This window comes from Streptomyces misionensis, assembly GCF_007896895.1.
Classification (GTDB): Bacteria; Actinomycetota; Actinomycetes; order Streptomycetales; family Streptomycetaceae; genus Streptomyces; species Streptomyces misionensis_A.
This window is the reverse complement of the sequence record NZ_VOGW01000150.1, coordinates 1-14,306: the sequence shown is the minus strand read 5'-3', so window position 1 is coordinate 14,306 and position 14,306 is coordinate 1. Positions and strand designations below refer to the sequence as shown.

The window sequence follows — 14,306 nt, the reverse complement described above, 5'->3', positions numbered from 1 at the left end:
GGGCCTGCGGCTGCGCAGTTCCTTGGCGAGGAGCTTGGTGCGGTACTCGCGGGGCATGTCGGCGTAGCGCCAGGATTCCTCGCCGAGCCGGTCGAAGAGCTGGCCGAGGGCGTGGTGGTGGGCGTCGGCGTGTTCGCGGACGTCCATGGTGGCGAGCTGGAGGCCGAAGGCGGCGAGGGTGCGGATGGTGCGGCCGAGGCGGCCGTCGGCGAAGAGGCCGCCGCGGTGCCGGCGCAGGGAGGTCTGGATGATCCGCAGGTCGGCGAGGAGTTCGCCGGTGCCGAGGTAGTCGCGGCCGTCCTCGTGGGCGGTGCCCTTGGCGAGGCGCTGCTTGGTGTTCTCCAGCTTCTGCCGGATGCAGGTGGCCTTGAGGCGGTAGGGCTCCTCGGCGTTGAGGCGCTTGTAGCGGGGGCTGATCTCGGGCAGCCGGTCGAGGTCGGCGCGCAGGGAGTCGAGGAGTTCCTCGGTGGCGCCGGTGTAGCGGATGGAGTTGGAGAGCAGGCCGCGCAGCTCGTCGATCATCTCCAGGGCGTCGTTGATGCCGTATTCGTGCTGGAGGATGAGGACGTCCCAGGTGACCTGGGGGGTGACGTTGGGGTTGCCGTCGCGGTCGCCGCCGATCCAGGTGCCGAAGGTGAGCGGGCGGGTGTCGTCGGGGAGGCGGACGCCGACGCGTTCCAGTTCCGCGGTGAGGTCCTCCAGGACGTCGCCGACGGCGCCGGCGTGCAGCTCGTCGAGGTAGTAGATGGCGTTGCGGGCCTCGTCGGCGGGTTCGGGCCGTACGACGCGCAGCTCGTCGGTCTGCCACACCAGGTCGATGTTCTCGGCGAGGCGGACGTCGTGGCGGCGGCGGTCGGAGTCCAGGACGGGGGTGTCGAGGAGGGCGGCGATGCGCCGCAGCTTGTTGAGGACGGAACGGCGTGCGGCCTCGGTGGGGTGGGCGGTGAAGACGGGCCGGACGTTGAGGTTGCGGACGGTGGACCGCAGGTGTTCGGGGTCGGCGTCCTTGAGGCGGTCGGCCGTTCGGGCGATGAGGCCGCCCTCGGCGGCGCGTCGGGCGCGCAGTTCACGGCCGCGGTGCACCTGTTCGGTGACGTTGGCGAGGTGGAAGTAGGTGGAGAAGGCGCGCACGAGCTTGGCGGCTGTCTCGAGTTCGGTGCCGCGCAGCAGCTCGGCGGCGGCCTCGCCGTCCTCGCGGGTGAGGCGGCGGACCTTCTCGACCAGTTCGAGGAGTTCCGGGCCCTCCTGCCGGACGAGGGTCTCTCCGAGGAGGTCACCCAGGCGGCGGATGTCGGCGCGCAGCTCGCTGCCGGTCGTGGTGGTCTGGTCGTCGGCACTGCTCACAGGTGCGGCTCCTTGCAGTGTTGAAGCGTCTCGGGGAGGTACCCGGCCGTCTGCCGCGCGGCCTGGTGCCGCATACGGGCCGGAGCGTCCGGGAAGGAAACTTCAGCGGACCGCGCTGTCCGACCGATTCCAAGGATAGGTGTCGATGGGGACGCGCAGGCGCTCGGGCTCTTGCCGCCGCTCGACACGCTGCCATACTTACGTCGCCGTAGGTTACGGAACCGTAGGGACGTGCCATCGTCGCACGTCCGGTTCCGGCAAGCCCGGCATCCATCCCCGACCCCCGACCCCCCAAGGGACGCGCATGACCTCACATTCCGATGTGATCGACGAAGCCCGGAAGGCCCCCGAGACCCAGGTCCCCTCCGCCACGCTGGGCGGTGAGAAGAAGGGTTCGATCGAGCAGATCACGCTGCTGCTCTTCATCACCGTGCCGTTCCTGGCGCTGGTGGCCGCGGTGCCGCTGGCGTGGGGGTGGGGCGTGAGCTGGCTCGATCTGGGCCTGCTGGTGTTCTTCTACTTCCTGGGGTGCCACGGCATCACGATCGGTTTCCACCGGTACTTCACCCACGGTTCGTTCAAGGCGAAGCGGCCGCTGCGGGTCGCGCTGGCGATCATGGGGTCGCTGGCGGTCGAGGGCCCGCTGGTGCGCTGGGTGGCCGATCACCGCAAGCACCACAAGTTCTCCGACGCAAAGGGCGATCCGCACTCTCCGTGGAAGTACGGCGAGACGGTTCCGGCGCTGATGAAGGGCCTGTGGTGGGCGCACATCGGCTGGATGTTCGACGAGGAGCAGACCCCGCAGGAGAAGTACGCGCCCGATCTGATCAAGGACCCGGCGCTGCGGGCGATCTCCCGCCAGTTCGTGCTGTGGACGGCGGTGTCGCTGCTGGCGCCCGCGGTGATCGGCGGGCTGGTGACCATGTCCTGGCAGGGCGCGGCCACCGCGTTCTTCTGGGGTTCACTCGTCCGGGTGGCGTTGTTGCACCATGTGACGTGGTCGATCAACTCGATCTGCCACGCGGTGGGCAGGCGGCCGTTCAAGTCGCGCGACCGTTCGGGCAATGTGTGGTGGCTGGCGGTGCTGTCGTGCGGTGAGTCCTGGCACAACCTGCACCACGCGGACCCGACCTCGGCGCGGCACGGGGTGATGCGCGGGCAGATCGATTCCTCGGCCCGGTTCATCCGGATCTTCGAGCGGCTCGGCTGGGCGTACGACGTGCGCTGGCCGTCACGCTCGCGTATCGATTCACGCCGCAACGACGGGGATGGCGGCTCCCAGCGCCGGAGGCAGGCCGCCGAGGCGGCATGATTGACGCCGTGGCGACCGATTCCAGCAGCAATCCAGGAAATGACAAGCCGAGGCGGACCCGCCGGACTCGTATGACCGGTGCCGAGCGCCGCCAGCAGTTGCTGGAGATCGGTCGCACCCTCTTCGCGGCGAAGGGTTTCGAGGGCACGTCGGTGGAGGAGATCGCGGCGAAGGCCGGGGTCTCCAAGCCGGTGGTGTACGAGCACTTCGGCGGCAAGGAGGGGCTGTACGCGGTGGTGGTCGACCGCGAGATGCGGCGGCTGCTGGACATGGTGACGGGTTCGCTGACGGCCGGCCATCCGCGGGAGCTGTGCGAGCAGGCGGCGTTCGCGCTCCTCGACTACATCGAGGAGTACACGGACGGTTTCCGCATCCTGGTCCGTGACTCGCCGATCCCGCAGTCGACGGGGTCCTTCGCGTCGCTGATCTCCGACATCGCCACGCAGGTGGAGGACATCCTGGGCCGGGAGTTCAAGTCCCGGGGCTTCGATCCGAAGCTGGCCCCGCTGTACGCCCAGGCGCTGGTCGGCATGGTCGCGCTGACCGGCCAGTGGTGGCTGGACGTGCGCCGCCCGAAGAAGGCGGAGGTCGCGGCGCACCTGGTGAACCTGGCGTGGCACGGCCTGGACGGGCTGGAGCAGCGGCCGCGGCTGATAGGCCACCGCAAGGCGTAGGCCGCGCGGTGGTGCGGGCGCCGCCCCCGCCGGCCATGTGGGCGATCGCCGTCGTGTCCATCCGGCGGAGGGTGATCGGCTACCGCGGCTGGAGGAACTCCAGGCGGTTGCCGACCGGGTCCTCCGTGTGGAAGCGCAGGTGGCCGGGGAGGCCCTCGTCCCAGGTGACGGGCGCGCCATGGGCGGCGAGGCGGGCCGCGCAGGACTCGATGCCGTGCACCCGCAGGCCCGGGTGGGCCTTCCGCGCGGGGCGGAAGCCGGGGTCGATGCCGAGGTGGAGGCGGACGGTGCCGGACTCGAACCAGCAGCCGCCGCGGGCCGCGAGGGCGGGCGGCTTGGGTACCTCGGTCAGGCCGAGGACGCCGGCGTAGAAGGCCCGCAGGGCGTCCTCCGATCCGGGCGGTGCCGCCAGTTGCACGTGGTCGAGGGCGACGAGCACGGTCACTCCCCCTTGACGGCGACGGCGAACAGGCGGCGGAAGGGCAGGACCGTGCCGTAGGGGGCGCTCGGGTAGGCCGCCCGCAGCAGGTCCCGGTACTCGGTCAGGAACGCCTCCCGCGCCTCGGGGTCGTCGCCGAGGGCGGTCAGCGCGGGGCGCAGGCCGGTGCCCTTCACCCAGTCGAGGACGGGGTCCTCGCCCTCCAGGATGTGCTGGTAGGTGGTCTGCCAGACGTCGGGGGCGAGACCGAGGCGGGCGAGCCGGTCCAGGTAGGCGTCCGGGGGGTGTACGGAGTCGGTGCGGCGCAGCAGGTCGGCGAGGCGGTCCCGCCAGCGCGGGCTGTCGGCCAGTTCCCGCATGAGGGCGTGCAGGGGGGCGTCGATGTTGTCCGGTACCTGGAAGGCGAAGACCCCGCCGGGCCGCAGCGCGGAGGTCCAGTCGGCGAAGCGGTCGAGGTGGCCTGGCACCCACTGGAAGGTGGCGTTGCTGACGATCAGGTCGTACGGCTCCTCGGGCGTCCACACCCGCGCGTCGGCGTGGGCGAAGTCCAGGCGGCCGCCGCCGGGCGTGGGTCCCTCGTGCTCGGTGTGGGCGCGGTCCAGCATCTCGGGCGAGTTGTCGTAGCCGGTGATGTGCGCGGTGGGCCAGCGTTCGGCGAGCATCGCGGTGACGTTGCCGGGGCCGCAGCCGAGGTCGGCGATGCGGGGCCGGGCGCCGGGCAGGGCGGGGACGCGGGCGAGGAGGTCGGCGAACGGGCGGGCGCGGTGCCCGGCGTGGCGGAGGTACTGCGCGGGGTCCCAGATCGGTGTCGTCATGTGCTCCACCTTCCCGCCCAATTTCTCTCGATGTCAAGATACTTGAGGAAAAGAAACTCGACACGAAGAGACTTCACATCGACACAACCACTACACTGATCTCATGGAGGACGAGGTCGATCGGCTGGTCGCAGCGTGGCGCCGGGAGCGCCCGGACCTCGATGTCGAGCCGCTGGAAGTGCTCAGCCGGGTGAGCCGGCTCGCCCGGCACCTGGACCGCGCACGCCGGATCGCGTTCGCGGAGCACCAGCTGGAGCCCTGGGAGTTCGACGTGCTGACCGCGCTGCGGCGCGCGGGCACGCCCTACCAGCTCTCCCCCGGCCAGCTGCTGACCCAGACCCTGGTGACCTCGGGCACCATGACCAACCGGATCGACCGGCTGGCGAAGAAGGGCCTGGTGGAGCGGCTGCCCGACCCGAGCGACCGGCGCGGCGTGCTGGTGCGGCTGACCGACACCGGCCGGGACCGCGCGGACGAGTCGCTCGCGGGGCTGCTGGCGCAGGAGCGGGCCATCCTCGGTGAGCTGTCGCGGGCGCAGCGGGCGGAACTGGCGGGCCTGCTACGCCAGTTGACCGCCCCGTTCGACAACATCCCCGGTTAGGTCCACGGGCCCCACCCCGGCCCGGCGGGCCAGGGCGACGGCGGCCAGGGTGGAGTGCACGCCCAGCTTGCCCAGGACGTTCTGCATATGGGTGCGCACGGTGTGCGGGGACAGGTACAGCCGCTCCGCGACGGCCTTGCGGCCCAGGCCCGCGACCATGCACCGCAGCACCTCCCGCTCCCTGGGGGTGAGGGACTCCACCAGGCGTTCGCTCTCGCTGCGGTGCTTGCGCGCCGCGGTCAGCTCCTTGAGGACACCGGTCAGCAGCGCCGGCGGCAGATGCGTCTCGCCGCGCAGCACGCCCCGGATCACCGCGAGCAGCCGGGACAGGGAGCAGTCCTTGGCGACCCAGCCGGAGGCGCCGGCACCCAGCGCGAGGGCGGCGCGGCGGGGATCGTCCTTCTCCGCGAGGACCACGGTGCGTACGCCGGGGTGGGCGGTGCGCACCCCGGCGACCAGGGAGATCCCGTCGACCAGGCCGTCCTCGTCCGCCGCCCGCACGGGCACCGTGGGGCGCCCGGCGGCGGGCCGGCCGCCCAGGTCGGCGTCGACGAGCAGGACGTCGTAGCGGCGGCCCTCGGCGGCTGCCCGCTCCAGGCAGCGCAGCGCGGCCGGGCCGCTGCCCGCGGCGAAGACCTCGACGTCGGGCTCGGCGGCCAGGGCGGCGGCGAGCGACTCGGCGAAGATGCGGTGGTCGTCCACGACCAGGACTCGGATACGGACCACAGAACCCCCTGAACGGCGCCGGCCCCCACCGGCGCTGTATCTCAGCGTACGGATCCCGGCACGCAGCGGAAGGAGATTTACAGAACTGGCCGTCGGGCGCGTTTATGGTGTGCCGCATGTTTCGTATTGAGGCGGAAGTCGACAAGGCACGACGCGATCTGCTCCATGCCCGACTACGGGACACCAACACGGCGGCGTCCCCGGTCCTCGCGGCCCTGCGCAACACCCCCGCCGAACGCGAGTACCCGCTCCACGTCTGGGCCCTGGACCCCTCCGGCGCCCTGGCGGGCGGGCTGGTGGGCCACACCTGGACCACCTGGCTGCACGTCGGCCTCCTCTGGGTCGACGCCCCCCACCGCGGCACGGGCCTGGGCTCCCACCTCCTCGCCCAGGCCGAGCACCTCGCCACCGAACGCGGCTGCGCGGCCGCCCGCCTGGAGACCTGGGACTTCCAGGCCCCGGGGTTCTACCAGCGGCACGGCTACGAGGTGGTCTGCGCGATCCCCGACTACCCGCCGGGCGTCACGGAGTACACGCTGGTGAAGCGCCTGGCCTGACGGAGGGCCGGCCCGGGGCCCGCGTCCCCGCCGCGGGCGTCAGGCCAACCGCCGCGCCCCCGCCGACGGCACCGCCTCGAACATCCGCGGGGAGGCGTACTCCGCCGCGGTGAACGCCTCTTCCAGGGCCTTGGTCAGGGAGGGGACCTCCGCCGACTCGGCGAGGACGACGGCCGAGCCGCCGAAGCCGCCGCCGGTCATCCGGGCGCCCAGGGCGCCGTGCGCGAGGGCGGTGTCCACGACCAGGTCCAGCTCCGGGCAGGAGACGCGGAAGTCGTCCCGCAGGGAGGCGTGGCCCTCGGTGAGGACCGGCCCGATGGCCCGGACGTCGCCGGAGCGGAGCAGGGCCACCGTGCGTTCCACCCGGTGGTCCTCCGTCACCACGTGCCGGACCAGGCGGCGGACCTCCTCCTCGTCGCCCAGCCGTGCCAGCGCCGCGTCCAGGCCGTCGTAGGGGATGTCGCGCAGGGCGTCGACGCCCAGCAGGGCCGCGCCCTTCTCGCAGCCGGCCCGGCGCCTGCCGTACTCGCCGCCGCTGTGCGCGTGCTTGACCTGGGTGTCGACCACCAGCAGGCGCAGGCCCTCGGCCGCGAGGTCGAAGGGGATCTGCCGCTGGGACAGGTCCCGGGTGTCGAGGAAGAGGGCGTGGCCCTCCTCGCAGCACGCGGACGCGGTCTGGTCCATGATGCCGGTCGGCGCCCCGACGTAGACGTTCTCCGCGCGCTGGCACAGGCGGGCCAGCCGCCAGCGCGGCAGGCCGAGCCCGTGCAGTTCGCTCAGCGCGAGGGCGACCACCACCTCCAGGGCGGCGGAGGAGGACAGGCCCGCGCCCGCGGGAACGGTCGAGGACACGTGGATGTCCGCACCGGTCAGCTCGTGGCCCGCCTCGCGCAGCGCCCAGACGACACCGGCCGGGTACGCCGTCCAGGCGGTGTCGCCGCCGGGGGCGAGCGCGTCCAGGCGCAGTTCGGCGATGCCGCCCTCCATGTCCGCCGAGTGCAGGCGCAGCAGGCCGTCGTCCCGGCGGGAGACCGCCGCGACCGCCTGGTGCGGCAGCGCGAACGGCATGACGAAGCCGTCGTTGTAGTCGGTGTGCTCGCCGATCAGGTTGACCCTGCCCGGCGCCGCCCACACGCCCTCCGGGCGCGCCCCGTACAGCTCGGTGAAGCGCTCGGCGACCTGCTGTGCCCCCACTAGTCCTCCTTCGAGAGGTGCTGCGCGAACTCCCAGGCGTCCGCGACGATGCCCGCGAGATCCGCGCGGGTCGGGTTCCAGCCCAGTTTCTCGCGGGCGGTGTCCGCGGCGGCGACCAGGACCGCCGGGTCGCCGCCCCGGCGCGGGGCGATCACCTCGGGGATCGGGTGTCCGGTGACCTCGCGGGCGGTCTCGATGACCTGGCGGACCGAGAAGCCGTTGCCGTTGCCCAGGTTGCAGATCAGGTGCTCGCCCGGCCGGGCCGCCGTCAGCGCCAGCAGGTGGGCGTCGGCCAGGTCCGCCACATGGATGTAGTCGCGGACGCAGGTGCCGTCGGGGGTGGGGTAGTCGTCGCCGTACACCGAGATGGCGTCGCGGCGGCCCTGGGCGACCTGGAGGACCAGCGGGATCAGGTGCGACTCGGGGTCGTGCCGCTCGCCGTGGGCGCCGTACGCCCCGGCCACGTTGAAGTAGCGCAGGGAGACCGCCGCCAGACCGTGGGCGTCGGCCTCGCTGGTGATCATGTGGTCGACGGCGAGCTTGGAGGCCCCGTAGGGGCTGGTGGGCCGGGTCGGCGCGGTCTCGGTGATCGGGACCTGCTCGGGCTCGCCGTAGGTGGCGGCCGTGGAGGAGAAGACCAGGGTGCGCACGCCCGCCTCGCGCATCGCGCCGAGCAGCGCCATGCTGCCGGCGACGTTGTTGTCCCAGTACTTCTCCGGCTTCACCACCGACTCGCCGACCTGGGAGAACGCGGCGAAGTGCAGCACGCCGTCGTAGGAGGGGTCGAGCCACTTGGCGGCGTCGCGGATGTCGCCCTCGACGAAGGCGGCGCCGTCCGGGACCCCGGCGCGGAAGCCGGTGGAGAGGTTGTCGAGGACGGTGACCTCGTGCCCGGCCTCCAGCAGATGCCGGGCCACCACGCTGCCGACGTAACCCGCGCCACCCGTCACCAGGTACTTCATGAAGTCGCTACCTCTCGCAGTCGCTCGGCCGCGCGTTCCGGCGGCACATCGTTGATGAACACGCTCATGCCGGACTCGGAACCCGCGAGGAACTTCAGCTTGCCGGAAGTGCGGCGGACGGTGAAAAGCTCGAGGTGCAGCGCGAAGTCGTCCCGCGTCACCCCGTCGAAGCCGGGCAGTTCCCCGAACGGTGCCTGGTGCCAGGCCGAGATGTACGGCGTCGGCGGCTCCCCCTCGCCGAAGATGCGGTCGAAGCGCCGCAGCAGCTCCAGGTAGACGTGCGGGAACTCGGCGCGTGCCGCCTCGTCGAGCGCGAGCAGGTCGGGGACGCGGCGCTTGGGGTACAGGTGCACCTCGTAGGGCCAGTGCGCCGCGTACGGCACGAACGCCGCCCAGTGCTCGCCCTCCAGGACGACCCGCTCGCCGGCGAGTTCGCGCCGCAGCACGGCGTCGAACAGGTTCTCCCCGCCGTTCGCCTCCCGGTGGGCGGCGAGCGAGCGGAGCATCAGCGCGGTGCGGGGGGTGGTGAAGGGGTAGGCGTAGATCTGTCCGTGCGGGTGGCCGAGGGTCACACCGATCTCGGCGCCCCGGTTCTCGAAGCAGAACACCTGCTCCACCGAGGGCAGCCGGGACAGCTCCGCGGTGCGGTCGGTCCACGCGTCCAGCACCAGGCGTGCCTGCTCGGGGGCGAGATCGGCGAAGGACGCGTCGTGGTCGGAGGTGAAGCAGACGACTTCGCAGCGCCCGGAGTCACCGGCGAGTGAGGGGAAGCGGTTCTCGAAGACGACCACGTCGTACGAGGAGTCCGGGACCTCGCTCAGCCGCTCGCCCCGGGTCGGGCAGAGCGGGCACTGGTCGGCCGGCGGGTGGTAGGTGCGGCCCTGCCGGTGGGAGGCGATGGCGACCCGGTCGCCGAGCAGCGGGTCGCGGCGGATCTCCGAGGTGGTGGCCGTGCGGTCCAGGGGGCGCCGGTCGACCGCGTCGCGCACGCCGTCGTCCCGAAGGTCGTAGTAGATCAGCTCACGACCGTCGGCCAGCCGGGTCGGGGTCTTCTTCACGCTGGACTCCTTGGTCAGCCCACTCATCCCTCAACACAATCAAACATAACAGACCACAACCCGACACAGAGTCAGTTCATCACAATCAAACAAAGATCATCACCAGAAGTGTTCATTTTATAAACACAGGGGCGTAGGTTCCGCTCTGATCAGTTCGCGCAACGAAGCGAGTTCTCATGGAAACCCCCACATACGCGCATACGTATCTGGCGGCGGCCGGGCTACGGCTCCCCACCAACTGGCTTGACTACACGATCCTGGCCATCTACTTCGTCGTCGTGCTCGGCATCGGCTTCGCCGCCCGCCGGTCGGTGAAGACCAGCCTGGACTTCTTCCTCTCCGGACGCTCGCTGCCCGCCTGGATCACCGGCCTCGCCTTCATCTCGGCGAACCTGGCGGCCACCGAGATCCTCGGCATGGCGGCCAACAGCGCCCAGTACGGCGCCTACACCGTGCACTGGTACTGGATCGGCGCCATCCCCGCCATGGTCTTCCTGGGCCTGGTGATGATGCCCTTCTACTACGGCAGCAAGGTCCGCTCGGTCCCCGAATTCCTGCTGCTGCGCTTCGACAAGGCAGCCCACCTGCTCAGTTCGATCCTGTTCGCGTTCGCCGCCATCCTGATCGCCGGAGTCAACCTCTACGCCCTCGCGATCGTGGTCGAGGCGCTGCTGGGCTGGCCGCAGTGGGTGGCCATCGTGGTCGCCGGCGCCTTCGTGCTGGCGTACATCACCCTGGGCGGTCTCTCCTCGGCGATCTACAACGAGGTCCTCCAGTTCTTCGTGATCCTCGCCGCGCTCATCCCGATCACGATCCTCGGCCTGCGCAAGGTCGGCGGCTGGGGCGGACTGACCGACAAGCTCAGCGCCACCCACGGCCACAACTTCACCACCGCGTGGGGCGGCACCGGGATCGGCAGCGGCAACCCGCTCGGCGCCAACTGGCTGACCATCGTCCTCGGCCTCGGCTTCGTGCTGTCCTTCGGCTACTGGACCACCAACTTCGCCGAGGTGCAGCGCGCCCTGTCCGCGAAGAACCTCTCCGCCGGGCGGCGCACCCCGCTGATCGCCGCCTACCCGAAGATCTTCATCGTCTTCCTGGTGATGATCCCGGGCCTGGTCGCCGCCGCGCTCGTGCCCAAGATCGGCACCAGCGGCTCGGGCCTGCAGTACAACGACGCCATCCCCTACCTGATGCAGGAGCTGCTGCCCAACGGCGTGCTCGGCATCGCGGTCACCGGTCTGCTCGCCGCGTTCATGGCCGGCATGGCGGCCAACGTGTCGTCCTTCAACACCGTGTTCACCACAGACATCTGGGCGAAGTACGTGGTGCGCGGGCGGGAGGACGCGTACTACGTCCGGTTCGGCCGGTGGATCACCGTGATCGGCGTCTGCGCGTCGGTGGGCACGGCGTTCCTCGCGTCGTCGTTCTCGAACATCATGTCCTACCTCCAGACGCTGTTCTCGTTCTTCAACGTGCCGATGTTCGTCGTCTTCATCATCGGCATGTTCTGGAAGCGGGCGTCGGTCAAGTCCGGCTTCTGGGGCCTGCTGGCGGGCACCGCCACCGCGATGGTCAACTACTTCGTCCTCTACAAGAAGGGGATCATCTCCATCCCCACCGACCAGGGCGCCAACTTCGTCTCCGCGATCGCCGGGTTCGTCGCCGGCGCGGTCGTGATGGTGGCGGTGTCGCTGTTCACCAAGCCGAAGCCGGCGCAGGAACTCCAGGGTCTGGTCTACGGCACGCGCTCCCCCGGCATGTCCGAGCCGCCGGCGCCCGGTGACGACGCCTGGTACCGCAGGCCGGCGCTGCTCGGCTGGGGCGCGGTCGTACTGGCCGCCGTCTGCTACATCCCGTTCTCGTTCTGACGCGGGAGGATCGAGGGAACATGTCCGAGAACCCCGAACACCACTACACCGAGGGCGATGTCGCGCGGGAGGTCGCCGAACTGGAGACCAAGTCGGCGACCGCGGCCCGCATCTTCGATCTGCGCCGCATCATCGGCGGGCTCTTCGTGGTCTACGGCGTCATCGTCACCATCACCGGCCTCACCGACTCGCAGGCCGCGATCGACAAGGCCCAGGGCGTCAACATCAACCTGTGGACCGGGATCGGGATGCTGCTGCTGGGCGTCTTCTTCCTGGCGTGGCTGAAGCTCAGGCCGACGGTGCCGCCCCGGGAAGGGGAGGAGTAACGCCGCCCCGGCGAGGGACCCGCGCCCCTCACGGGGCGCCGTGGCCGCCCGCCCGGTCGAGGAGCCCCGTGCGGGCGGCCAGCGCCGCCGCCTCCAGCCGTGACCCCACCCCCAGCTTCATCAGGACCCGCTGGACATGGGTGCGGGCCGTGCTGGGGGCTATGCGCATGCCGGAGGCGATGACCCGGGTGTCCTCGCCGTCGGCGACGCGCACGAGGACCTCCACCTCGCGCGGCGTCAGCACGCTCAGCAGCCGCTGGGCCTCGTCGTCCGGCTGGGCGGCGGGGTTCAGCAGCTCCGCGAAGGCCTCCTGGAGGAGTTGGGGGGCCACCGCCGCCTCCCCCGCCCGCGCCTTCATGAGCGCGCGCTCGACGCCCTCGATCCGCTCGTCGTGCCGCACGTACCCCGACGCCCCGGCCGCGAACGCCGCGGCGATCCCGCGCGGCGACGGCACCGGGCCGAGCACCACCACCGCCACCTGCGGCCGCTCCCGCTTGATCTTCACCACCGGATCGAACGCGCCCGGCTCGGCCGGCGCCGCCGTACCCAGCAGGCACACCTCCGGCGCCCGCGCGATCACCAGGTCCGCCGCGCCCGCGGCGGGCGCGGCCGACGCGAGCACCCGGTGCCCGCGCAGTTTCAGCGCCGATGCCAGCGCCTCCGCGAGCAGGCGATGGTCGTCCACGACCATGAGCCGCACCGCCATAGAGCAACCCCCCAGTCCCGCCCATGGATGCCCCACTATGGACGCCCACCGGCCCGTTGGACAGAGGGCCCCCCGGCACCTCGCCCCTTCACGTCCCGGAAGCTACACGCTTGTTCGACGCGGCGCTGCCCCTGGACAGCAGAAGTGCCCCGGATCGATTACCTCCGGGGCACCGCTCACCGCATCACCCGTCCGGGTGGTTGTCCGCGGGGGTCAGCCGTCCGCGCCGAAAGCAAGCGCCAGGTACTGCCGGTCGTCCCCCGCGTCCGCCTTGTCCACGAAGACGTCGGACATGTACAGCCGGCCGTGCCCGAAGAGGATCTCCGCGTAGTCCGGCAGCATGCTGCTCTCCGCCCGCCGCACGCTCTCCTGCGCCGGGTTCTCCAGCAGCTTCGTCTCCTTGAAGGTGGCGCCGTCGATGCTGACGACCTGTCCGCCCTTGTCGTACGGCGGCTTCTTGTAGGCGAGCAGATTGCCGCCGTCCATGCGCAGCGGGGACAGCAGATAGCCGTCCCCGGCCTCGGCGCGCTGCCCGGTGGGCTTGCCGGTGGTCAGGTCGAAGGCGACGATCTCGTTGGTCGTGCTGTAGGCGCCGCTGCCGTCGTGCTCCTCGGTCGGCACGTACAGCTTGCCGTTGCCGACGGCGATCTCCTTGCAGTCCTCGATCCGGGTGATGCCGTCGCAGCGGCCGCCGTAGGTCTTGCCGGGCGCGGAGATCCGGGCGAGCAGCTTGCCGGTCCTGCCGTCGATGGAGAAGTAGTCCGAGATGCCGCTGCCGTCGCCCGCGCTGTCGCCGACGTCGGCGGCCACCACCAGCGGGTCGGTGGAGACGACCGAGGCGTACTCGATGCCCGGGTCCATCCGGTACTCGGAGATCACCTTCCCGGACTCCGGGTCGATGGTCTGGATCGACAGCCGGGTGTTGTCGGAGGAGCCGCAGCTGCGGACCGCGACCAGCTTGGCGCCGCCGCCGTAGCCCGCGTCGTAGCAGTCCTCGGCCGGCTTCGGCTGCCACAGCGGCTTGCCGGAGTCGATGTCGAAGGCGGCGCCGCCGTTGCTGTCGCCGAGCGCGACGGTGTGCTGGGCGACCGTCACGTTCCGGTAGTTGACCGGGTAGTCACCGGACTTGACGGTCCGCGTCCACAGCTGCTTGCCCGTGTCGAGGTCGATCGCGGCGATGTCGGTGCAGCCGTCGTACTTCTTCTTGGTCGGCTGGTAGGTGATCGCGGTCCTGTGGTCGTCGGTCATGTGCCGGCTGGCCGCGCAGACCGGGCCGGGCAGCTCGACCGTCCACAGCTTGCCGCCCGTGACCGGGTCGTAGCCGACGATCTCGTCGACGCCGGTCTTGGCGTACACCTTGTCGGTCAGCCAGGAGCCCGAGGTGCTGACGGTGTCCTGCACGGAGGGCGTCGGGACCCGGAAGAGGACCTTGGCGGCGGGGTCCGCCGGCACCTTCTCCTTGCCGCCGGTGGTGCCGCCGGAGCCCTTGTCCTGACCGCCGGTGGTGCCGCCGGAGGAGGCGGTGTCCTGCTTCTTCCCGTCGTCACCGGAACCGGCGTAGACGATGCCGCCGACGACGATCAGCGCGATGACCACGACCGCCGCGACGACGACGTACAGCGCGGTGTTGTTCCGCTTGCCGCCCGGGCCGCCCTGCGGGTGCATCGGCATGGTCGGGGGCTGGCCCGGATAGCCGTAGCCCGGCTGGGGCGGTCCCTGCA

At 71.2% G+C, this 14,306-nt stretch carries 15 protein-coding genes; 6 read left to right on the top strand and 9 right to left on the bottom strand.

The window, feature by feature from the left end; all coding sequences use genetic code 11:
* Positions 1-1,344 (bottom strand): phosphoenolpyruvate carboxylase (locus FRZ03_RS25350; RefSeq protein WP_146467457.1); only part of this gene is annotated, 1,344 nt, incomplete at its 3' end.
* A 304-nt stretch (positions 1,345-1,648) separates the two neighbouring features.
* Between FRZ03_RS25350 and FRZ03_RS25345 the strand changes: the two genes are divergently transcribed.
* Positions 1,649-2,656: an acyl-CoA desaturase gene (locus tag FRZ03_RS25345; RefSeq protein WP_146467456.1), complete on the top strand. Its 1,008-nt coding sequence runs from the start codon at positions 1,649-1,651 to the stop codon at positions 2,654-2,656.
* Positions 2,653-3,330, top strand: a complete 678-nt coding sequence (locus FRZ03_RS25340) for a TetR/AcrR family transcriptional regulator (protein WP_146467455.1) — start codon at positions 2,653-2,655, stop codon at positions 3,328-3,330. The genes FRZ03_RS25345 and FRZ03_RS25340 overlap by 4 nt, the downstream gene beginning before the upstream one ends.
* Before the next feature lie 79 nt (positions 3,331-3,409).
* Here the strand turns inward: FRZ03_RS25340 and FRZ03_RS25335 are convergent, their stop codons facing one another.
* Both FRZ03_RS25335 and FRZ03_RS25330 read right to left on the bottom strand, forming a co-directional pair.
* Positions 3,410-3,769, bottom strand: a complete 360-nt coding sequence (locus FRZ03_RS25335; protein WP_146467458.1) for a VOC family protein — start codon at positions 3,767-3,769, stop codon at positions 3,410-3,412.
* A 2-nt stretch (positions 3,770-3,771) separates the two neighbouring features.
* A complete protein-coding gene (locus tag FRZ03_RS25330; protein WP_146467454.1) occupies positions 3,772-4,584 on the bottom strand; it encodes a trans-aconitate 2-methyltransferase in 813 nt (270 codons plus the stop codon).
* 103 nt (positions 4,585-4,687) lie between these two features.
* On the opposite strand from FRZ03_RS25330, the gene tamR reads away from it, so the two are divergent.
* Positions 4,688-5,185 (top strand): MarR family transcriptional regulator TamR, encoded by a 498-nt coding sequence (gene tamR / locus FRZ03_RS25325; protein WP_146467453.1) that lies wholly within the window; start codon positions 4,688-4,690, stop codon positions 5,183-5,185.
* Here tamR and FRZ03_RS25320 read toward each other — a convergent pair.
* Positions 5,144-5,911 carry a LuxR C-terminal-related transcriptional regulator gene (locus tag FRZ03_RS25320; protein WP_146467452.1) on the bottom strand — a complete coding sequence of 256 codons (768 nt, stop codon included), beginning with the start codon at positions 5,909-5,911 and terminating at the stop codon, positions 5,144-5,146. The genes tamR and FRZ03_RS25320 overlap by 42 nt on opposite strands.
* A 116-nt stretch (positions 5,912-6,027) precedes the next feature.
* On the opposite strand from FRZ03_RS25320, the gene FRZ03_RS25315 reads away from it, so the two are divergent.
* Entirely contained in the window at positions 6,028-6,468 is a 441-nt protein-coding gene (locus FRZ03_RS25315) for a GNAT family N-acetyltransferase (RefSeq protein ID WP_146467451.1), read from the top strand.
* Between the two features lie 39 nt (positions 6,469-6,507).
* On the opposite strand, the gene galK is transcribed toward FRZ03_RS25315, so the two are convergent.
* From galK to galT, 3 genes are read right to left on the bottom strand one after another with little or no spacing between them, the layout of a single operon-like run.
* Positions 6,508-7,662 carry a galactokinase gene (gene galK / locus FRZ03_RS25310; protein WP_146467450.1) on the bottom strand — a complete coding sequence of 385 codons (1,155 nt, stop codon included), beginning with the start codon at positions 7,660-7,662 and terminating at the stop codon, positions 6,508-6,510.
* Positions 7,662-8,624 carry a UDP-glucose 4-epimerase GalE gene (gene galE / locus FRZ03_RS25305; protein WP_146467449.1) on the bottom strand — a complete coding sequence of 321 codons (963 nt, stop codon included), beginning with the start codon at positions 8,622-8,624 and terminating at the stop codon, positions 7,662-7,664. Before galE ends, galK begins: the two co-directional genes overlap by 1 nt.
* On the bottom strand, positions 8,621-9,682 hold the full coding sequence (gene galT, locus FRZ03_RS25300; protein ID WP_146467448.1) for a galactose-1-phosphate uridylyltransferase: 1,062 nt from the start codon (positions 9,680-9,682) through the stop codon (positions 8,621-8,623). The genes galE and galT overlap by 4 nt, the downstream gene beginning before the upstream one ends.
* A gap of 176 nt (positions 9,683-9,858) precedes the next feature.
* On the opposite strand from galT, the gene FRZ03_RS25295 reads away from it, so the two are divergent.
* Together FRZ03_RS25295 and FRZ03_RS25290 are read left to right on the top strand one after the other, a co-directional pair.
* Complete coding sequence (locus FRZ03_RS25295; RefSeq protein WP_146467447.1) at positions 9,859-11,553, top strand: sodium:solute symporter family protein; 1,695 nt, start codon at positions 9,859-9,861, stop codon at positions 11,551-11,553.
* A gap of 20 nt (positions 11,554-11,573) precedes the next feature.
* Positions 11,574-11,879, top strand: a complete 306-nt coding sequence (locus FRZ03_RS25290) for a hypothetical protein (protein WP_146467446.1) — start codon at positions 11,574-11,576, stop codon at positions 11,877-11,879.
* Between the two features lie 28 nt (positions 11,880-11,907).
* Here the strand turns inward: FRZ03_RS25290 and FRZ03_RS25285 are convergent, their stop codons facing one another.
* Entirely contained in the window at positions 11,908-12,585 is a 678-nt protein-coding gene (locus FRZ03_RS25285) for a helix-turn-helix transcriptional regulator (protein ID WP_146467445.1), read from the bottom strand.
* Between the two features lie 213 nt (positions 12,586-12,798).
* On the bottom strand, positions 12,799-14,306 hold a 1,508-nt coding region (locus FRZ03_RS25280), incomplete at its 5' end, for a PQQ-like beta-propeller repeat protein (RefSeq protein WP_261399337.1).